This is a genomic window from Streptomyces sp. NPDC088766 (assembly GCF_044750845.1).
GTDB lineage: Bacteria > Actinomycetota > Actinomycetes > Streptomycetales > Streptomycetaceae > Streptomyces.
This window is the reverse complement of record NZ_JBIVKQ010000036.1, coordinates 18,576-37,915: the sequence shown is the minus strand read 5'-3', so window position 1 is coordinate 37,915 and position 19,340 is coordinate 18,576. Positions and strand designations below refer to the sequence as shown.

General features: G+C 75.0%; 17 protein-coding genes. 7 read left to right on the top strand and 10 right to left on the bottom strand.

Going from position 1 to position 19,340, the window contains the following annotated elements:
• Window positions 1-10: 10 nt before the first annotated feature.
• Window positions 11-1,378: a SpoIIE family protein phosphatase gene (locus ACIP5W_RS33215; RefSeq protein ID WP_401481359.1), complete on the bottom strand. Its 1,368-nt coding sequence runs from the start codon at window positions 1,376-1,378 to the stop codon at window positions 11-13.
• 416 nt (window positions 1,379-1,794) lie between these two features.
• Here ACIP5W_RS33215 and ACIP5W_RS33210 point away from each other — a divergent pair, with 416 nt between their 5' ends.
• The gene (locus tag ACIP5W_RS33210) at window positions 1,795-2,217 is read left to right on the top strand and encodes an SsgA family sporulation/cell division regulator (RefSeq protein WP_401481357.1); all 423 of its coding nucleotides are present in this window, start codon (window positions 1,795-1,797) and stop codon (window positions 2,215-2,217) included.
• A gap of 13 nt (window positions 2,218-2,230) precedes the next feature.
• Here ACIP5W_RS33210 and ACIP5W_RS33205 read toward each other — a convergent pair whose 3' ends face one another.
• Window positions 2,231-3,253 (bottom strand): Gfo/Idh/MocA family protein, encoded by a 1,023-nt coding sequence (locus tag ACIP5W_RS33205; protein ID WP_401481355.1) that lies wholly within the window; start codon window positions 3,251-3,253, stop codon window positions 2,231-2,233.
• Between the two features lie 58 nt (window positions 3,254-3,311).
• Entirely contained in the window at window positions 3,312-4,406 is a 1,095-nt protein-coding gene (locus ACIP5W_RS33200) for a chemotaxis protein (RefSeq protein ID WP_401481353.1), read from the bottom strand.
• A 339-nt stretch (window positions 4,407-4,745) separates the two neighbouring features.
• Here ACIP5W_RS33200 and ACIP5W_RS33195 point away from each other — a divergent pair, with 339 nt between their 5' ends.
• Complete coding sequence (locus ACIP5W_RS33195; protein WP_401481351.1) at window positions 4,746-5,543, top strand: alpha/beta fold hydrolase; 798 nt, start codon at window positions 4,746-4,748, stop codon at window positions 5,541-5,543.
• On the opposite strand, the gene ACIP5W_RS33190 is transcribed toward ACIP5W_RS33195, so the two are convergent.
• Both ACIP5W_RS33190 and ACIP5W_RS33185 read right to left on the bottom strand, forming a co-directional pair.
• Window positions 5,536-6,990 carry a glutamate synthase-related protein gene (locus ACIP5W_RS33190; protein WP_401481350.1) on the bottom strand — a complete coding sequence of 485 codons (1,455 nt, stop codon included), beginning with the start codon at window positions 6,988-6,990 and terminating at the stop codon, window positions 5,536-5,538. The genes ACIP5W_RS33195 and ACIP5W_RS33190 overlap by 8 nt on opposite strands.
• Entirely contained in the window at window positions 6,991-8,589 is a 1,599-nt protein-coding gene (locus tag ACIP5W_RS33185) for an alpha/beta hydrolase (protein ID WP_401481349.1), read from the bottom strand. It abuts the gene before it with no gap.
• 308 nt (window positions 8,590-8,897) lie between these two features.
• Here ACIP5W_RS33185 and ACIP5W_RS33180 point away from each other — a divergent pair, with 308 nt between their 5' ends.
• The gene (locus ACIP5W_RS33180) at window positions 8,898-9,032 is read left to right on the top strand and encodes a hypothetical protein (protein ID WP_401481347.1); all 135 of its coding nucleotides are present in this window, start codon (window positions 8,898-8,900) and stop codon (window positions 9,030-9,032) included.
• Window positions 9,033-9,070: 38 nt separating this feature from the next.
• On the opposite strand, the gene ACIP5W_RS33175 is transcribed toward ACIP5W_RS33180, so the two are convergent.
• Window positions 9,071-9,568 carry a nucleoside deaminase gene (locus ACIP5W_RS33175; RefSeq protein WP_401481345.1) on the bottom strand — a complete coding sequence of 166 codons (498 nt, stop codon included), beginning with the start codon at window positions 9,566-9,568 and terminating at the stop codon, window positions 9,071-9,073.
• A gap of 110 nt (window positions 9,569-9,678) precedes the next feature.
• On the opposite strand from ACIP5W_RS33175, the gene ACIP5W_RS33170 reads away from it, so the two are divergent.
• Window positions 9,679-10,455, top strand: coding sequence for a GNAT family N-acetyltransferase (locus tag ACIP5W_RS33170; protein ID WP_401481401.1), 777 nt, complete (start codon window positions 9,679-9,681; stop codon window positions 10,453-10,455).
• A gap of 222 nt (window positions 10,456-10,677) precedes the next feature.
• The gene (locus tag ACIP5W_RS33165; RefSeq protein ID WP_401481343.1) at window positions 10,678-12,396 is read left to right on the top strand and encodes an alpha/beta fold hydrolase; all 1,719 of its coding nucleotides are present in this window, start codon (window positions 10,678-10,680) and stop codon (window positions 12,394-12,396) included.
• Between the two features lie 88 nt (window positions 12,397-12,484).
• On the opposite strand, the gene ACIP5W_RS33160 is transcribed toward ACIP5W_RS33165, so the two are convergent.
• On the bottom strand, window positions 12,485-12,925 hold the full coding sequence (locus ACIP5W_RS33160) for an SPW repeat protein (protein WP_401481342.1): 441 nt from the start codon (window positions 12,923-12,925) through the stop codon (window positions 12,485-12,487).
• Between the two features lie 200 nt (window positions 12,926-13,125).
• Between ACIP5W_RS33160 and ACIP5W_RS33155 the strand changes: the two genes are divergently transcribed.
• Window positions 13,126-14,079 carry a MerR family transcriptional regulator gene (locus tag ACIP5W_RS33155; RefSeq protein WP_401481340.1) on the top strand — a complete coding sequence of 318 codons (954 nt, stop codon included), beginning with the start codon at window positions 13,126-13,128 and terminating at the stop codon, window positions 14,077-14,079.
• Between the two features lie 247 nt (window positions 14,080-14,326).
• On the opposite strand, the gene ACIP5W_RS33150 is transcribed toward ACIP5W_RS33155, so the two are convergent.
• On the bottom strand, window positions 14,327-15,022 hold the full coding sequence (locus tag ACIP5W_RS33150) for a type 1 glutamine amidotransferase domain-containing protein (RefSeq protein WP_401481338.1): 696 nt from the start codon (window positions 15,020-15,022) through the stop codon (window positions 14,327-14,329).
• 152 nt (window positions 15,023-15,174) lie between these two features.
• Between ACIP5W_RS33150 and ACIP5W_RS33145 the strand changes: the two genes are divergently transcribed.
• Window positions 15,175-16,083 carry a LysR family transcriptional regulator gene (locus ACIP5W_RS33145; RefSeq protein ID WP_401481336.1) on the top strand — a complete coding sequence of 303 codons (909 nt, stop codon included), beginning with the start codon at window positions 15,175-15,177 and terminating at the stop codon, window positions 16,081-16,083.
• Between the two features lie 171 nt (window positions 16,084-16,254).
• Here ACIP5W_RS33145 and ACIP5W_RS33140 read toward each other — a convergent pair whose 3' ends face one another.
• The gene (locus tag ACIP5W_RS33140) at window positions 16,255-17,619 is read right to left on the bottom strand and encodes a cryptochrome/photolyase family protein (RefSeq protein ID WP_401481334.1); all 1,365 of its coding nucleotides are present in this window, start codon (window positions 17,617-17,619) and stop codon (window positions 16,255-16,257) included.
• 70 nt (window positions 17,620-17,689) lie between these two features.
• A complete protein-coding gene (locus ACIP5W_RS33135) occupies window positions 17,690-19,216 on the bottom strand; it encodes an SDR family oxidoreductase (protein WP_401481332.1) in 1,527 nt (508 codons plus the stop codon).
• Window positions 19,217-19,340 lie beyond the last annotated feature (124 nt).

Genomic DNA, 19,340 nt, shown 5'->3' with positions numbered 1-19,340 from the left:
GGTCTGTCGGTCACCGGGTGACCCGGGCGACGAGCACGCAGGCGTCGTCCGCGCGGCCGCCGTTGCCGCACTCCCGCGCGATCAGCCGTGCGCAGTCCTGTGCCGTGTGCAGGGAGGCGAGACGCGGGGCCAGGTCCAGGAGGGGGTCCGCGCCGTCGGCGGGGGCCGGCCCGCCGGTGTGCAGCACGAGCACGTCGCCCTCCTCCAGGGCTGCCTCGCCCTGCCCGCGAGCGGCACCCGGGTCGGTGCCGAGGAGGACGCCGTCCGGTGCGTCCAGTCGGCGCCCCCTCCCGGCGCGGAACAGCAGCGGGGCGGGGTGTCCGGCCTGCGCCCATGCCAGGGTGCGGGTGGCCGGCCGGTAACGGCAGTACACGGTGGAGCACCGGACCGACGGGTCGTCGGCGCTCAGTAACTGCTCCAGCCAGGAAAGCAGCCGGGACGGACCGGCGCCGGACATCGCCATGCCGCGCACGGCGCCGAGCGTCGTCGCCGGGGTGGCGGTGGCGTCCGGGCCGTGCCCGGTGAGCACGCCGACGCCCAACAGTGCGTCGCCGTCCGGCAGTTCCAGGACGTCGTACCAGCTGCCGTCGGCCGGGGAACTCGGTGTGGCGGGCAGGCGCCGGGCGGCGAGGTCGAGCGTGCCGGCGGTGCGCGGGAGCCGCGGGGAGACGTGCCGGGAAGACGGCGTGGCCTCCCGCGGCCCGGCCGCGGGCCGGTGCTCGGCCGGTGCCGGGCGCCGTCGCAGGTGCAGCGAGTCACGGGTCGCGCCCACCGCGCGCCGGCTGCGGCGCAGTTCGCTGACGTCCCGCAGCACGGCCCACATCGAGGTGGTGCTGCCGCGGGCGTCGAGCACGGGTTCGCCCATCATGTGCACGGTCCTGACCGCGCCGTCCGGCCGGACGACCCGGAACTCGCCGTCGATGGGCTTCGCGTCGACGAGGCAGCCGGTGACCATGGCGGTCAGGCGCGGGCGGTCCTCCTCGAGGACGAGGGAGGGGAGTTCGTCGAGGGTGAGCGGCGGAGCGGCCGGGTCGCGGCCGACGATGCCGTGCAGCTCCGGGGACCAGACGGCCTCGTCGGTCAGCAGGTTCCACTCCGCGCTGCCGACCCGGCTGAGCGGCGACTCGTGCGGGGGAGGGGACGGCGGGCCGTCCCGCAGTTGCGCCAGGTGCGCGTCGAGGTCCTCGAGTTGGTGCAGTGCCAGGTCGCACAGCGCGCGCTGCCAGCGTCCCCGCGGGTCGAAGGTGTCGTCCTGCGCGCCCTGCCGCACGGCGTCCACGTCGCCCATGAGCCGTCGCGTCTGCGTGATCAGCGCGTCGACCTGGCCGCGTCCGGGCGTCCGGGCGGCTGGGCGGTCCGCGGAGAGGGGGGACGGCATGACGCACTCCGATGGGGGACGGGACGGCCGGACTGACGAAGGGGCCGTTACGACTGTGGCACAGCCCGCGACGCGGTGTAAGGGATTTGGCAACACACGATCCGGTGATGCGTCTGGCATATGTCACAGTCTTCACGGGCAGCTCGGGGGGTGCCGATGACGTAGGCCGCCGCCGGGGCGAGTCGTAGACGGCGTACGTGACTTGAGTGACGTCCGGGGGGCACCGGGAGGCGATCACCCGGGTGTTCGACGGTCGCGTGTTCCGTGCGGGGAGCGGGAAAACGGCGACGGGCCCGGCCGCCGTGACGCAGGTCACAATAATTCACGCGGCTTTCCCGTAATGCGATCGGCCCCTGCGAGGTCCTACAAGCACCACACCGGAAACGGCCGACCACTCACCGCTGCGGAGACCGCCCATGGATCCCACCCACGTCACCGTCGAACAGCCCGCCCGCGCCCGGCTCATCACCGCCGAGGAGCGCGAGCTGCCCGTCCCCGCGACGCTCCGCTACACCTCCGCCGACCCGCTCGCCGTGCACCTCGACTTCCCGCCGGAGGTCTCCCTCCAGGGCGAGGCGGTCACCTGGACGTTCGGCCGCGCGCTGCTGGAGGAGGGGCTGGACGGGCCGGCCGGCGGCGGGGACGTGCACATCTGGCCGTGCGGCCGGTCCCGGACGGTCGTGGAGTTCCACTCGCCGTTCGGGCTCGCCCTGCTGCAGTTCGACACGGCCGCGCTGCGCCGCTTCCTGCTGCGCAGCTACGCCGTGGTCGCAGCGGGCCGGGAGGACGTCGGCGCGGCGGTCGACGAGAGCCTCCACGCACTGCTCGGCAACGTGTGAGGCCGCCCCGGCGTCAGCCGTACAGGGCAGGACGCGGCGCGAGTTCGACGGCCACGCGAGTGCCGTCCGTGCCGTTGCCGAGCGCCCGCACCCCGGCCTCGGCGACGACGGAGGCCGCGTAGCCGTCCCAGGCGGTCGGGCCGGTGACCCGGCCCCGCCGGGTGGCGTCGACCCAGGCCTGCACCTCGCGGTCGTAGGCGTCGGTGAACCGGACGAGATAGTCCTGCGGCACGTCCGTGCCGGCCGAGCCGCGCGCGGTCACCAGGGGACCGTGGTCGTCGCCGATGCGCGCGCTGCCCGCCTCGCACACGGCCTCGCAGCGCACCTGGTAGCCGAAGCCGCAGTTGACGAAGACCTCCACGTCGACCAGGACGCCGCCGTCGGTCTCGAAGACCACGAACTGGGGGTCCAGCAGGCCCTGCGGGGCGCCGGACGACGGGCGGGGCCGCAGCACGGTGACCGCGGTCAGCTCCTGGCCGAGCAGCCAGCGGGCCGCGTCGATCTCGTGCGACACCGAGCTGTCGATCAGCATGGCGCTGGTGAAGCCGGGCGGCGAGGAGACGTTGCGGTGGGTGCAGTGCAGCATCAGGGGCCGGCCGAGCCGCCCGTCCTCCAGCAGCGCCTTGAGCCTGCGGTACTCGGCGTCGTAGCGCCGCATGAACCCGACCTGGGTGAGCCGCCGGCCGAGCCGGGCCTCCGCCTCCAGCACCCGCAGTGCCCCGGCCGGGTCCGGCACCATCGGCTTCTCGCACAGCACCGGAAGGCCGCGGGCGAACGCCGCCAGCAGCGCCTCCTCGTGCGCCGGACCCGGTGAGGCGATCAGGACGGCGTCCACGCCGGGCGCGTCCAGCGCGGCCTCGGCCGTGGTGTGCACCGAGGCCCCCTCGACACCGGCGACGGCTTCCTTCGCACGGGCGGCGTCCGGATCGGCCACGGCGGCGACCCTGGCCCCGCTCACCACCCGGTCGAGGCGGCGTATGTGGTCGGCGCCCATGTGCCCTGCACCCAGCACCGCCACGCCCAGCAGTTCACCCACGCACGCGCTCCCTCCCGGCCGACGATCATGTGTAGCGTACGCCGACCGGGTGGGGGTCTCAGTAGCGCAGCACGCCCGCGATGCCGGCGGCGTCGGTCAGGGTGCCGTCCGGGACGAAGCGGACCTCGGCGCCCGTCTCCAGGCACTGCTCGACGATCTCGTCCACGATGTCGTCGCGGGAGTCGAGGTCGGTGCTCTCGGCCGGGACCAGGTGGTCGCCGTCGTCGCGGACCGTGACGCTGTAGTTCTCCTCCACGGCGAGGAGGCGGACACGGCCCTCCCGGGCGTTCTGCCACAGCTCGTCGACCCCGGCGGCGAAGGTGCGCCGGCCGCGGGCGGAGTCCAGCTCCCGGGCCACGGCGGCGGTGTCCCGGCGGGCCTCGGCGTCGTGCACCGGGCGGACCGCCTCCCACACCGCCTCCGGGGTGGCGTGGGCGAGGCCCCCGTGCGGCACGTGCACGGCGTCACGGGTGCCTTCGCCGATCTCCTCCAGGAGGGACAGCGCCGCCGTCTCGCCGGTGACGTAGAGCCGGCGCGGGGCCTCGCGCAGCAGCCGCCCCATGGCGGTGTCGGCGTCGCGCAGGAAGTGGCGGGTGCCCTCGTCGCGGAAGGTGCTCGGCAGGTCGCCGGTGCGTTCCATCCGCTCGGCGTCGAAGTTCTCCTGGCTCCTGACCAGCGGGAAGCCGTGGGAGTGCTCCTCGGTGACCCGGTCGGCACCGCCGCTCCACAGGGTGACGCGGTCGGCGGAGACCGACAGCACCCAGAACGGCCGCTCGGCGGCCTGCGCCGAGACGAGGTTGCGGGTGAGGAAGGTGTCCGAGAGGACGACGCGCTCCGGGACCGGGCGGGCCAGCGACCACACCTGGTGCTCGCCCGGTGCGGCGAAGATCACCAGGCCGTCCTCGGTGTACGTCAGGTCGACCTCCGCGAGGGCCCGGTCGAGCTGTTCCGTCACGTCCGCGCGGCGCTCCCGGGTGACCGCCGGATCGGCCTCGAGCTGCTTCTTGGCCTCGGCCACGACATTGCGCAGGCGGACCCGGTCCTGGGTGTTGTAGGGCTCGCGGCGATGTGTCGGCGTCAGCACGGACACCGCGGGATAGGGCCGCGGGCGGCGCAGTTCGGAGAGGGTCGCGGGGCTCAGTTCGTGCTCCATACGAGCACGATAGGGCCGAATCGGAGGTAAGGCATTTGGAGCAGCGAATCTGGACGGAACGTCACAGGTGGGCCGGGCTGCCGGGCCGCGGCCCACCTGGACACGCCCCTCGGCCCCCTGGACACGCCCCTCGGCCCCCCTGGACACGCCCCTCGGCCGGGGCGCCGCCCTCGCCGCGTCCGGGCCCGTCCCCGGCTTCCCCGGCTTCCCCGGCTTCCTCGGCTCCTGGGCTCCTGGGCTCCTCGGCTTTCTCGGCGGCCGACGGTGACGCCGCCCCCGTCGGCCGGTTACGGTACGCGTCAGTAACCGGAGGACCGGACGTACCCGCGGGAGACACCCATGCCGCAGCTCGAAGTCGACGGCGCAGCACTGACGTACGACGACGAGGGGCCCCGCGACGGCGGCGGGGTGCCTCTGGTGTTCGTCCACGGCTGGACGGCGAACCGGCACCGCTGGGACCACCAGACGGCGCACTTCTCGACCTCGCGCAGGGTGATCCGGCTCGATCTGCGCGGGCACGGCGACAGCACCGGGGCGGGCGTGCCGACGATCCGGCACCTGGCGGACGACGTCCTCGCCCTCCTCGACCACCTGGACGTCGAGCGGTTCGTGCTGATCGGTCACTCCATGGGTGGGATGATCGCGCAGACCATCGCCCTCGCCCACCCCGAGCGCGTCGAGCGCATGGTGCTGGTGAACTCCATCGGCCGGATGGCGTACAACCGCGGCCGGGGCCTGCTGATGGCCGCCTCCACCCTCGTCCCGTACAAGCTGTTCGTCGCCGCGAACATCCGGCGCGCCTTCGCCCCCGGCCACCCGCCCGAGGAGATCCGCGCCTGTGTCAGGTCCTCCGCGGACACCCCGCGCGAGGTGGTCATGACGCTGTACCGGGCCATGCGCGCGTTCGACGTCCTGGACCGGGCCGGGGAGATCCGCACGCCGACCCTGATGATCCACGGCTACCACGACATCCAGCTCCCGGTGCGGCAGATGCTGCGGATGGCGAAGGCGTATCCGGACGCCACCGTCCGCATCCTCGACGCCGGCCACGAACTGCCCGTGGAGAAGCCGGCCGAACTGACGGCGGCCGTCGACGCCTTCGTGACCGTCCCGTCGGCGGCGGGCGCGGCTAGCTGAAACCGTCCGGGTCCGCCGCCTTCCAGTCCGCGGCCCAGGACTCCGGCGGCCCGGACAGCAGCACTCCCGGCTCCAGCCACTCGTACAGCTCCGCGTACGACCGGAGCGTCCCCGGGGCCGTCCGCCGCACCAGGTGGGCGGGCGTGAGCCCGGCCGGCTCCCGGACGCCCATCGCGGCCATGACCCGCACGGCGTCGCGGACCGTCTCGCGCTGGTAGCGGTGCACCCGCCGGGCCTTGTCGGCCACGTCCAGGGCGCGCACCCGCAGCGGGTCCTGCGTCGCGACGCCGACCGGGCAGGTGTCGGCAGCGCACCGGCCGGCTCCCACGCAGCCGACGGCCCGCATCATCGCGCGCGCCGCGTTGGTGAAGTCGGCGCCCTGGGCGAGCCGCCGGACCACGTCCGTGCCCGTGGCCACCCGGCCGCTCGCCCCGATCCTGACCCGGTCCCGCAGCCCGACGCCGACCAGCGCGTTGTGCACGGTGATCAGCCCCTCGGTGAGCGGCAGCCCGACCTCACCGGCGTACGGCGGCGCCGCGCCGGAGCCGCCCTCCGACCCGTCCACCACCACGAAGTCCGGCGCGACGCCCTCCGCGACCATCGCCCGGCACACCGCGAGGAACTCCCGGCGCGAGCCCACGCACAGCTTGAACCCGGTCGGCTTGCCGCCCGCCAGCTCCCGCAGCCGCGCCAGGAACAGCACCAGCTCCCGCGGCGTGGCGAACTCCCGGTGCCCCGGCGGCGACACCACCGGTTCGCCCACCGGCACCCCGCGCTCCCGCGCGACCGAGGCGCTCACCTTCTTGCCGGGCAGCAGCGCGCCGCCGCCCGGCGCGGCCCCCTGCGACAGTTTCAGCGACACGCACCGCACCTCGGGCAGCGCCGCCTTGTCCGCGAACTCCCGTGCGTCGAAAGCCCCGTCGTCGGTCCGGCAGCCGAAGTAGCCCGTCCCGATCTCCCAGACGAGGTCACCGCCGCCGCGCAGATGGTGCTCGGTCAGCCCGCCCTCGCCGGTGTCCTGCGCGAACCCGCCCAGCGCGGCGCCCCGGTTGAGGGCGTGCACCGCGCGGGGCGAGAGCGCCCCGAAGCTCATCGCGGACACGTTCAGCAGCGCCATGTCGTACGGCAGCCGGCAGTCGGGGCCGCCCACCCGCACCACGGGTGTCTCCTCGGGCGGCTCGACCGGGCCGAGGGACGGCACCAGGAACTCGCGCACCGCGCCGGCCGGCTCGACGGCACCGCGCCGGGGCACCCACGGCAGACGGCCGGTGAGGGGGTACGCCCGCAGCAGCGAGTCCCGGCGCTGCACCAGATCGCGGACTCCGATGCAGGTGAGCGACAGCAGCGGTCCGGCCGCCAGCCACCACCACGCCGAACCGGCGCACGCGGCGAGCGCCGCCCCCAGCGCGCCGACGGCGGCCAGCAGCACCGGCAGATGGCGGCCCACTCAGTCGTCCTCGTCGGCCCCGCAGGAGCTGCCGCTCGGCGGGAGGGAACCGTACAGGAGGAAGTCGTCGACCTTGCGGTGCACGCACTTCGACGAGCCGTACGCCGTGTGTCCCTCGCTGCGGTTGTCCAGCACCACGGCCGACGACCCGAGCCGCTCCGCCGTCTCCACGGTCCAGCGGTACGGCGTCGCCGGGTCCCCGCGGGTGCCGACGAGCAGCATCTTCGGGGTGTCGAGGTCCTTCACCTCGTCGCGTATGTAGTCCGTGCCCCGGGGGCGGCCGTAGCACATCAGGACCTGGGTGAGCCGGTACCGGCCGAAGACCGGCGACGCCTCCTCGTAGTCGGCGCGCAACCGCTTGAGGTCGGCGGCGATCTGCTCGGCGGCGGGGCGGTCGGGGTCGTCGGCGCAGTTGATCGCCATCAGCGCCGCCGGCAGGTTGTCCAGGGGGATCTCCTCCTCGTCGGCCAGCCCCCCGCTCGGATCACCGCCCCCCGGATCGCGCACCGGCAGGGACAGGCCGCCGGTCGCGAACGCCATGACGCCGTTGGTGTCCCCGTTCTCGACGAGCTGGGCCAGTGCCCGCTCCAGGGACGGCCACAACTGCCTGCTGTACAGCCCCTGTCCGATGGCGCCCACCAGGTCCTGCCCCGTGAACGCCTCGCCGAAGTCGGTCGGCACCGGGTCCTCGTCCATGGACCGGACGAGCCGCCGCACCTCCTCGCGGGCGGTGCGCGCGTCCTGCCCGAACGGACAGGCGATGTCCTTCACGCACCAGTCCACGAAGTCGTCCAGCGCCACCTGCTGCCCGCGGGCACCCGCGATGCCCTGCTCGGCGAGCGGCTCGGTGAGCGTGTCCACGCCGTCCAGTACGAGCCGTCCCACCCGGTCGGGGAACTGGGCGGCGTACACCGCGCCGAGCCGGGTGCCGTAGGAGAAGCCCAGGTAGTTGAGCTTCCGGTCGCCGAGGGCCGCGCGGATCACGTCCATGTCCCGCGCCGCGTCCACCGTGCCGATGTGCGGCAGGACCGGCCCGGAGTGCTCGGCGCACGCGGCGGCGGCCTTCTTCAGCTGTGCCAGCAGCGCCCGCGGATCGCCGAGGTCGTCCGGATCGTCGTCGACGGACGCGTACGCCTCGTCCTCGGCGTTCCCGCAGCTGACCGGGGAGGACCGGCCGACGCCCCGCGGGTCGAAGGTCACCACGTCGTAGCCGTCGGTGAGGTCCATGAACTCCTTCCCGCCGTAGGCGAGTTCGGGGACGCCCGGGCCACCGGGCCCGCCGAAGTTCAGCAGTACGGACCCGCGCTTGTCGCCGGTGGCGCGGTAACGGGCGAGCGCCAGGTCGAGGGTGGCGCCGTGGGGGCGCGCGTAGTCGACGGGGACGGTCGCCTTGGCGCACTGGAGGTCGTCGGGCATGCCCTCGCCCGTGCACTTCCCCCACGTGATCTTCTGATCGTGGAACCGGGACAGGTCCGCTGGGCGGTCGGCGTCCGTGTCCGTGGCCGCCGTGGGCAGCCCCGCGCCGAGCAGCGTCAGGGCCGCGACGGCGGCGAGCGCGCCGCGTCGCAGTGCGGGTCGCGTCGACAGCTTGGCCAGCATCAATGCCTCCCAGACGCCTTGCAGCGGACCGGGGACAGGCGCCCCGGCCCACGATAGGCGGGCTCCCCGGGACCCGCCTTTCGGACGCCGGGCGGCCCCGCGCGAGGCCCGCCGGGCGGTCACCGCGAGGGCGTGGTGCCGCCCGTGTCCCGCGCGGACGGCGACGGCGCGAGGTGCTTTGCCACCATTTCGACAGGTGTGACACCCATGGGGGTGAAAGACTTTTTGATCGTGAATCGCATGGTTCCGCGACGTTCCACGGGACGGCGGGCGAGCGCCCGCGACCATGTCTGGAAGGCAGGGACCCCATGAGACGGGCCACCCGAAACGGTGTGATCGCCGTCGCCGCCGCTCTCGTCGCCGCCGCTCTCGTGGGCGCCGCGGCGCTGATCCTCGGCGGAGCGGTCCTCCACCGCCGGTCCCGCCCCGGCGCGGAGCGCTGACCGGCCGCCACCGCGCGGCCGTAGGGCCCCGCGCTGCCCTACGGCCGCTCCGGTTCCGCCCGCACGCCGTGGAACCGCCGGTGCGGCGCCCGCATCTCCCGCGCCGGCCCGGGTACCGGCCCCTCCACCGGCACGCCGGGGGCGATCTCCTGGACCGGCAGGGCCCGTACGGGCGCGGCGGGCACGCCCCACCCGGAGAGCCAGGTCGTGAGCCGGGCGGACGAGGCGGCGTACACGATGCGGCCGAGGCCGATCCGGGAGTGGGCGGCCGCGCACGTCGGGCGGTGCTCGCCGGACGTGTACACCGTGGCCGCCGCCCGTTCCCCGGGCGACAGGTGTGCCGCGGACCAGCGGGCCGGCTCGAACTCGGGGTGGCGGGTGCGGTCGCCGGACGCCACCCGGTTGTGGTCCTCGGCGAGCACGGCCCCCTCGGCCCCCACCAGCACCGAACCGAACGGCCCGTCCCCGGCCCGCGACGCCTCCTCGGCGAGCACGACGCGGCGGCGCGGCGGCGGGACTTCGTCGTCCTTCACCACGACCTGCGGCTCTCCTCGTCCTCGTGCGGGTCTGCCGGCGTCCGGGGCAGGACCGCCGGCCCCCGGTAAATCCGTTGATCGCATCGGGGTGCCCTGCTGGAGTGTCCACCATGGACAACGCCGCGGTACTCGCCCTGTACGACCGGGACATGCGCGAAGGCGCGCTCCCCGAGAGCCCCGACGCACGTGTCGAACGCGTCGGGCGGGTGGTGCGCCACGTCGGCTCCGAAGACGGCTGGAACGGCGTCGTGTGGTCCGACCTGGACTCCGCGGACGCGGACGCGGCGATCGCCGGGCAGGTCGCGTACTTCGGCGCACTCGGCCGGGACTTCGAGTGGAAGCTCTACGGGCACGACCGGCCCGCCGACCTGGGGCGCCGTCTCGTGGCGGCCGGGTTCGTGCCCGAGCCGGAGGAGACCCTGATGATCGGCGAGACCGCCGAACAGCTCGCCGGCGCCGAACTGCCCGAGGGGCTCCGCATCGTGCCCGTCACCGACCGGGCGGGCGTCGACCTCATGGCCGAGGCGAACGAGAGGGCGTTCGGCAGGGGCGCCGACCGGTTGCGGGACCTGATGCGGGACCGCCTCGCCACGGACCCGGACAACGTCGTCGCCCTCGTCGTCCTCGCCGGCGACGAACCGGTCAGCTCGGCCCGCATGGAACTCGTCCCCGGCACACGGTTCGCCGGTCTGTGGGGCGGCGGCACCTCCGAGGCCTGGCGCGGCCGCGGCATCTACCGGGCCCTGGTCGCCCACCGCGCCCGCATCGCCGCCGACCGCGGCTACCGCTACCTCCAGGTCGACGCCTCGGACCAGAGCCGGCCCATCCTGCAGCGCCTCGGCTTCGCGCCCCTGACCACGACGACGCCGTACGTGTACACGCCGTAGGGCCGTCCGTCCGGCGGACCTTCGCCGTGCGCCCGGAACACACCGGCAGCGCGCTCGGCCCGGAGCCGCCGATCCGCCGGTGCGTTCGACGCCCGTACCGCGACGCCGTACCACCCGTTCGGACGCGTGTCGGTTGCCCGTGGGCCGGGCCGCCGGTGGTATAGCGGCGGGGCCGCTGTCGCAGGGCCCGGCTCCCGTCAGTCGCCAGGGAAGGGCCAGCCCATGCCACGGACCGTCGTACGGATGCCGCTCAGAGGGGCCGCCGGTGCGGCGGCCGGGACGTTGGTGATGCTGCTCGCAGCGGTCGGCCCGGCGTCCGCGGGCGGCCCGGGCGGTGACGTCGGGGTCGTCCTGCGGTGGAAGCCCTGCGAGGGGGAGACACAGACCGGGTTCGAGTGCGCGGTGGCCGGCGTGCCGCTCGACCACACCCGCCCCGAGCGCCGCACCATCGAGCTGGCCGTCATCCGCCACCGCGCCGCCGAACCGGCCGGGCGGGCCGGCACGCTGTTCTTCAACCCCGGCGGTCCGGGCGGTCCTGGCACCGTCGGACTGCCGGAACTGTACGAGAAGTTCCCCCGCGAACTGCGCGACCGCTACGACATCGTCAGCTGGGACCCGCGAGGCGTCGGCGAGAGCACGGCCGTGCGCTGCTTCGCCACCGCCGGGGAGGCCGCCGCCTGGCAGGCCGAGGTGCCCCCGTTCCCGGTGGGGGAGCGGGAACAGCGCGCGTTCACCGCCGCGTACGCCGACCTCGCGCGGCGCTGCGAGCGGCGCGACCCGGAACTGCTGCGCCACATCTCCACCGCCGACACCGCCCGCGACCTGGAGCTGCTGCGCCGTGCGACGGGGCAGGAACGGCTGAACTACTGGGGCATCTCCTACGGCACGCTGCTCGGCGCGACCTACGCGAACCTCTTCCCCGAGCGGGTCGGGCGCCTGGTGCTCGACGGGAACGTGGACCCGCAGGCGTGGGTGAACCGGGGCGCGACCGGCGAGCCCGGGCTGAACACCTTCCTGCGGCTCGGCTCCCACGTGGGCTCGGCCGACACGCTGGAGCAGTTCCTCGACCACTGCGGCCGGGCGCCCGTGACGGAATGCGTGTTCTCGGCGGGCAGCCCGGCGGCCACCCGGGCCAGGTACCACTCCCTGCTGCGACGCCTGGCGAAGCGGCCGGTCGGAGGGTGGACGTACGAGCGGACGGTGAGCGAGGTGCGGGGCGGGCTCTACACCGTGCACCCCGGCTGGGCCGGGATCGCGGACACCCTCCAGGGGCTGTGGAACGGCCGGGCGCCCGTCGAGCCCGGCGACGCGGTGGCGCGGCCGGCGCGGTACCCGGGCTTCGAGCAGTCGGTCGCGGTGCTGTGCGCGGAGAGCCCCAACCCGCGCTCGCCGGACCGCTACCCCGCCCTGGAACGACGGGCGGTGGCGGAGGCCGGTGCGCTCGGCAGCTGGTGGGCCTGGGCCAACGAGCCGTGCGCCGGGTGGCCGGCCCGGGCGGCGCGGCCGTACACCGGTCCGTGGGACCGCCCGACCGCCCACCCGGTACTGGTGGTCAACTCGACCCACGACCCCTCGACCCCGTACCGGTCGGGCCGCGCGATGGCCGCGGAGCTGGGCCGTGCGCGCCTGCTGACGCTCGACGGGTACGGGCACACCGCGCTGGACAACCCCAGCGCCTGCGTGGGGCGGCACGTGGTGCGCTACTTCCTGACCGGTGCGCTGCCGCCGGCGGGCACGCGCTGCGCCCAGGACCTCCCGCCGTTCGTCGAGCGGGTCCCGGAGCCCACGGCGCCGTCCGTCCCGGCCGGTACGCCGACGGGGACCGGGTCGCCGGCGGGGCCGCCGGAGCCGGTGCTGCCGGCGTACGGCGTCTGGCCACCGGAGATCGTCTCGGGCCTGCTGCCGCCGCCGTACGCCGCTGCGGAGGCCGGCCGCCGCTGACATGCGGCCGTTGCCCGGCTGCCGGCCGCGCGGACGACGGAAGGCGGCCCGTCCGGACCGCCTTCCTGTCTCCTGTCGTGCCACGGGGTCACGCGCGGGGGACGCTCTTCGCCGCCGTACCGGCGCACACCAGCCCGAGGACCAGTGCCAGAGCCCCGATGACGATGTTGTTGACGATGACACCGGCGTCCGGGCCGTCGCCGACGATCCACGGGGCGACGATCATCCATGTGCCGAGCGCGCACATGGCCCAGCTCAGTCCGTACATACGGGCCGGAGCCGCGGTGAACCCGAGCGCGAGCAGACCGATCGCAATGCCGACGATCAGGTTGTGCGTCACGAGTGCGGGCTGGCTGACGGTGTAGTGGAGTATCCACGGGGACACGGCGCAGTACAGACCGAGCAGGAACACCGGTCCGTCCACGAGCGCCACATCGCGACCACCGAGCATGCGGTCGTACCGAGTCCGCATCTCGGGAACATCCGGGTGAGTCGATATGTCGCCTCTGGAGTGCGAGACGTTGGCCATGACTCATCTCCTTCGACTTGCTGGCCTGACCGCGTGGTGCGGTATGCGCCGCGCCATCCCATTCTGCGCTTATTTTCCATTTATGTGTAGAGTTCGGCGCCTGTCGCTCCCGGACCCGGTCGCAGCTGCTTCCGCCCCGCCCCGTCCCCGTCCGCGGGTGCGCCGCACCCCGCGTCGTTCCGGCGTCGTATCGTCGGCTCATGCGAGAGTCCCCGAACCCCGACGACGTCGGCCTGACGACCGGCACACTGGCCCGTCGGCTGGGCGTGGCACCCACCACGTTGCGTTCCTGGGACCGCCGTTACGGCCTCGGACCGGTGGAGCGCGACGGCGGACGGCACCGCCGCTGGCGCCCGGACGACGTGGCCGTGGTCGAGGCCATGTGCCGGCTGACGTCGGCCGGTGTGCCGCCCGCGGAGGCGGCCAGGGCCGCGAGAGCGGGCGCCGACACGCCGCCCCGGACGGCCGAGGCCCCGCCGGGACGCTCCCGCGCGGCCGGTGCGCTGCCCCTGGGCGCCGACGTCCGCCAGGAGTGCCGGGGCCTGGCCCGTGCCGCGGTGCGGCTGGACGCGCCCGCCGTGGAGGAGCTGCTGGCCGAAGCCGTCGAACGGCACGGGCTGCCCGTCGCCTGGGAGGAGGTGATGGTGCCGGCCCTGCACGCCGTGGGACGCAAGTGGGCGTCGTCCGGCGACCGGTACGTGGAGGTCGAGCACCTGCTGTCCTGGCACGTCTCGACCACCCTGCGCCGCGTCACCGGTCCGCCCGCGGCGGACCGGCGCACGGAGGGTGCCGGGCCCGTGATGCTGGCGTGCGTGCCGGGGGAGCAGCACACCCTGCCGCTGGAGGCGCTCAACGCGGCCCTGCTCGAACGCGGCACGGCCACCCGCATGTTCGGGGCGGCCGTCCCGGCCGAGGCGCTCGCCGCGGCGGTCAGCCGTCTGGGCCCGGCCGCCGTGGTCCTGTGGGCGCAGGCCCGCTCCACGGCGAGCCCCGCACTCGCCCGGCAGGTCGCGGACATGCGGTGGGGCGTCAGCGGCGCGCGGCGCGGGCCGACGGTGGTGCTCGGCGGCCCCGGGTGGGCGGGGCGCTCCGCGCGGGGGCTCCCGCGACCGGCGGGGCTGAAGGAGGCCCTGACCCTGCTGTCGGGCAGGTGAGGACCGCTGCGGATCGGCTGGACCGGGCGGCCTCCCCGCCCGGTCCTGGCGGAGGGCGTCCGGCGCGTCCCGCGGGCCGGCGACCGTGCCGGAAGAGGCGGCCCCGCCCGTCTCGGCGGGCCTTCCTGCCCCGTGGCCCACGGGGCGCGCAGAGCCGCCCGCGAGTCGCGGGGCAGGCCGGATCCGGCTGGTGCGGGGCACCCGGAGGGGGTGTCCGGGGCCCCGCGGAGCCGGCCGGCCGGCGGGGTCAGCCCAGCTTCTTCAGCAGCTCGGCGGCGAGCGGGGCCGAGGAGGCCGGGTTCTGGCCGGTGACGAGGTTGCCGTCCACGATCACGTGCGGTGCCCACGGCTCGCCGATCTGCACGTCGACGCCCGCCTCGGTCAGCCGGTCCTGAAGGAGCCACTTGGCCTTGTCGCCGAGGCCGGCCTGCATCTCCTCGTCGTTGGTGAAGGCGGCGACACGGCGGCCGGCGAAGGCGTTGGTGCCGTCCTCCCGCACGGCGGCCAGCAGGGCGGCCGGGCCGTGGCAGACCACGCCGAGCGCCGTACCGGACTCCAGGGCCGTCGCGAGGATGCGGCCGGAGGTGGCGTCGACGGCCAGGTCCTCCATCGGGCCGTGCCCGCCGGGGTAGAAGACGGCCGCGTAGTCGGCGAGGTCCACGTCCTCCAGGCGCACCGGACGCTGCAGCTCGGTCATCGCCGCGAGGCCGGCCGCGACGTGGTCGGCCCGCTCCTGGCCGCCGTTCGCCTCGGCGGCGAGGCTGCCCTTGTCCACCGGGGGCACCACACCGCCCGGCGTGGCGACGACCACCTCGTGGCCCGCCGCGCGGAACGCCTCGTACGGGGCGACGGCCTCCTCGGCCCAGAAGCCGGTGGGGTGCCGGCTGCCGTCGGCGAGCGTCCAGTGGTCCGCGCCGGTCATCACGAAAAGGATCTTTGCCATGGTGGTCTCTCCGAGGGTCGTTCCTGACGTTCCGGGTGCGGAGCGTCGGTGTGTCGATGCCCCGAACCTAGGCCGTCAAGCCATAGGCAACCAATGAGAATTCCAATGCCAGGTATGGGAATCCCGATGGCCCACACGGAATACTGCGCACGGTGGACCCAAGCCATCACCTGGACCTGAACCTGCTGCGGACCTTCCTCGCGGTCTACCGCTCGGGGTCGTTCACCGGCGCCGCCCAGCTGCTCGGACTCTCGCAGCCGACCGTGACGACACAGATGCGGACCCTGGAACGGCAGGCCGGACGGGAGCTGTTCGAGCGGCTTCCGCGCGGCGTCGCCCCGACCGCCGTCGCCGACGCGCTGGCCGCGCGGATCGCGGCGCCGCTCGACGAGCTGGCCACGGTGGCCGGGCCCGGCCCGGCCACGGCGGGGCGCGCCGATCCCGTGCACCTCGCCGGTCCCGCGGAACTGCTGTGCCTGCGCGTACTGCCCGCACTCGCGCCGCTGGCCGCCGAAGGCCTCCGGCTGCGCGTGGCGCCGGGCCTGACCGAGCCGCTGCTCGACGAGCTGCGGGCCGGACGGCACGACCTGGTCATCGCCACGACCCGCCCGCGCGGCCGCACCCTGACCTCGACGCCCTTCATGGACGAGGAGTTCGTCCTGGTCGCCGCGCCCGCCTGGGCCGGACGCCTCGGGGACCGGCCGGCCGCCGAACTGCCGGCGGCCCTGCACCCGGTCCCGCTGGTCACCTACGCGCAGGACCTGCCGATCGCCCGCCGCTACTGGCGGCACGTCTTCGGCCGGCGGCTGTCCGGTTCCGCCGCCGTGACCGTGCCCGACCTGCGCGGTGTGCTCGCCGCGGTCGTCGCGGGCGCGGGTTTCACCGTCCTGCCGCGCTATCTCTGCCTCGACGAGCTGGCCTCGGGCGCCCTCGTCGCCCTGCACGAGCCGGAGGACCCGCCGATCAACACGGCCTTCCTCGTCCAGCGGCCCGGAGCGGTGGAGAACCCGGACGTCACCCGCGTCCGCGACCGGCTGCTGGACGCGGGCCGCACGTGGTGAGCGGATCCGCGCCCACGGGCGGGAGACGGACGGCCACGGAAGCCGGCGCCGCCGTGACCAGCGGGCCGCGCACACGGCGGCGCTCCCGCGCCGCGACGCCCTACGCCGCCCCGCGCCGCCCCGCCCCGCGCCGCCCCGCCCCGCCGTCCGTCCACCGGCACCGCCCGCACCTCAGTCGAGCCCGCGCGCCCGCCGGAAGCGGGCCAGCCCCTCGGACAGCTCGACCACCGGGTCGGGGTAGCCGCCCACCGCCCGGTCCGGGCCGCGCAGCTTCCACGGCTCGTGCACCGCCGCGCCCTCGATCCCCGCCAGTTCCGGTACCCAGCGCCGCACGTACGCCCCGTCCGGGTCGTACCGCTTGGCCTGGGTGACCGGGTTGAGGACCCGGTTGGGGCGGCTGTCGGTGCCGGTGCCCGCGACCCACTGCCAGTTGAGCTGGTTGTTCGCCATGTCCCCGTCGACGAGCAGTTCCAGGAAGTGGCGCGCGCCGATCCTCCAGTCGACGTACAGCGTCTTGGTGAGGAAACTCGCCGTCAGCAGCCGGCCCCGGTTGTGCATCCAGCCCTCGTGGCGCAGCTGCCGCATCGCCGCGTCCACGATCGGGTAGCCGGTACGGCCCTCCCGCCACGCCGCGATGTCGTCGTGGGCGGTCCGCTCGGTGCGCCAGTCGTCGTGCCGGGGCCGGTAGTCGGCGACGGCGGCCGCCGGACGGGCCGCCAGCACCTGACGGTGGAAGTCGCGCCAGGCGACCTGCCGTACGAACGCCTCGGCGCCCGCGCCGCCCGCCGCACGGGACCGGCGCACCAGTTCCACGGGGGAGAGGGTGCCGAAGTGCAGATGGGGCGACAGCCGGGAGGTGGCGTCGCCGGCCAGGTCGTCGTGCCGGTCCTCGTACGCGGTGATCCCGTGGCGCAGCCAGGCCGCCAGCCGTGCCCGTCCCTCGCGCTCGCCGCCCGCCGCCAGCCCCTCGGACACGCCCGCGTGCGCCGGGAGCTCCTCCGAGCCCACCCCGTCCGGGACGGTGACGGCGCGGGGCGCGTCGAGCACCTCCCGCAGCCCCTCCTGCGACCAGCGCCGGAAGTACGGCGTGAACACGGCGAAGCGGTCCGACCCGGCCGGTGTCACCGCCCCCGGCGCGACGGCGGCCGTCACGGCGTCGTGCACGTGCAGCCGTACACCCCTCGCTTCCAGGGCGTGCCGCAGCCGCTCCTCGCGGTGCTGCGCGTACCGGCTGACGTCGGCCGCCAGATGGACCTCGTCGGCGCCCGCCTCGCCGGCGACCCGGCACACCTCCTCGACGACGTCCCCCGACCGGAGCACGAGCCGTCCGCCCCGTTCGCGCAGCCCCGCGTCCAGATCCCGCAGACAGTCGGAGAGGAAGGCCAGCCGGTTGGGCGCGGCGAACCCGGCGGCGTCGACGGCCCGGTCGCGCACGAACAGCGGGACCACCTCCCGGGCCCCTTCCAGAGCCGCCCGCAGCGGCGGATGGTCGTGCAGCCGCAGATCGGAGGTGAACAGGACGACGGAGACGTTCATGACGTTCACTTCCGACGGGGGTGAGGGGCCACCGGGTGCTTCCGCGGTGAGGCGTCCGGCGGATGCGCGCTCATGCGGCGGACGTCCGGCCGGGAACCTCGGCCGCCGCGGCCCGGGCGATGTTGCGGGCCATGCCGCCGAACACCACCGCGTGGAAGGGGGAGACGCTCCACCAGTAGGCCTGGCCGAGCAGCCCGTGCGGATGGAACAGGGCACGCTGGCGGTAGCGGGTGCCGCCCGTCTCGTCGGTCTCCACGGACATCTCCAGCCAGGCCAGACCGGGCAGCCGCATCTCGGCCCGCAGCCGGAGCAGGCGTCCGGGCTCGATCTCCTCGACCCGCCAGAAGTCCAGCGAGTCGCCGACCCGCAGACGCGCCGCGTCACGCCGGCCCCGGCGCAGTCCCACCCCGCCGACCAGCCGGTCCAGCCATCCGCGCACCGCCCAGGCCAGCGGGAAGGAGTACCAGCCGTTGTCGCCGCCCACGCCCTCGATCACCCGCCACAGCGACTCCCGGGAGGCGTGCACGGGCACCTCCCGGCAGTCGGTGTACAGGCTGCCGCCCGCCCAGTCCGGGTCGGTCGGCAGCGGGTCGCTGGGAGCGCCGGGCAGGGAGGCGGAGGACCAGCGGGTGACGACCTCCGCGTCGCGGACCCGCCGCAGCGCCAGCCGTACCGCCTCGTCGAAGCCCACCGGATGTCCGGGCGGGTCCGGCACGTACCGGGCGATGTCGTGCTCCCGGCACACCACCTCGTGGCGCAGCGACTCGGTGAGCGGCCGCGCGATGGAGGCGGGCACGGGCGTCACGAGCCCCACCCAGTGGCTGGAGAGCCGGGGGGTGAGCACGGGCACCGGGACGATGATCCGGCGCGGCAGACCCGCCACCGCGGCGTAGCGGATCATCATCTCCCGGTACGTCAGCACCTCCGGCCCGCCGATGTCGAAGGCCCGGTTGACGTCCTCGGGCATCCGGGCGCTGCCGACCAGGGCGCGCAGCACGTCCCGGACGGCGACGGGCTGGATCCTGGTGCGCACCCAGCTCGGCGTGATCATGACGGGCAGGCGCTCGGTGAGGTAGCGGAGCATCTCGAAGGAGACCGAGCCCGAGCCGATGACCACGGCCGCCCGCAGCACCGTGGTCGGCACACCCGAGTCCAGCAGGATGCGGCCGACCTCGGCGCGCGAGCGCAGGTGCGGCGACAGCTCCCGCTCGGGGACACCGGCCGGGGTGAGGCCCCCGAGGTAGACGATGCGGCGCACCCCGGCGCCGCGGGCCCCCTCACCGAAGATCCGTGCCGCCCGCCGGTCGGTCTCCTCGAAGTCCCGGCCCGAGCCCAGGGCGTGCACCAGGTAGTAGGCGACGTCGATGTCCCGCATCGCCGCCGCGACCGACGCGGCGTCCGTGACGTCTCCGCGCACCACCTCCACCTCCCCGGCCCAGGGGTGGTCGCGCAGCCGTTCGGGGGAGCGGGCCAGACAGCGCACCCGATGGCCGGCCGCCAGCAGTTCCGGGACGAGCCGGCCGCCGATGTAGCCCGTGGCGCCGGTGACCAGGCAGCGGAGAGGTTCCTGGCCGTGGCCTTGGCCCTGTGCGCTCATGAGTCCTCGGTCCTTCGCGTCGACGTCCCCACTCGGTATGCCTTTCCCCGCGGGGGCGGGCAGCGGATGCGCGACGCGGTCCAAGGGCACGATCGGGTGATCGCGGGCAGCGGCTACGCTGATC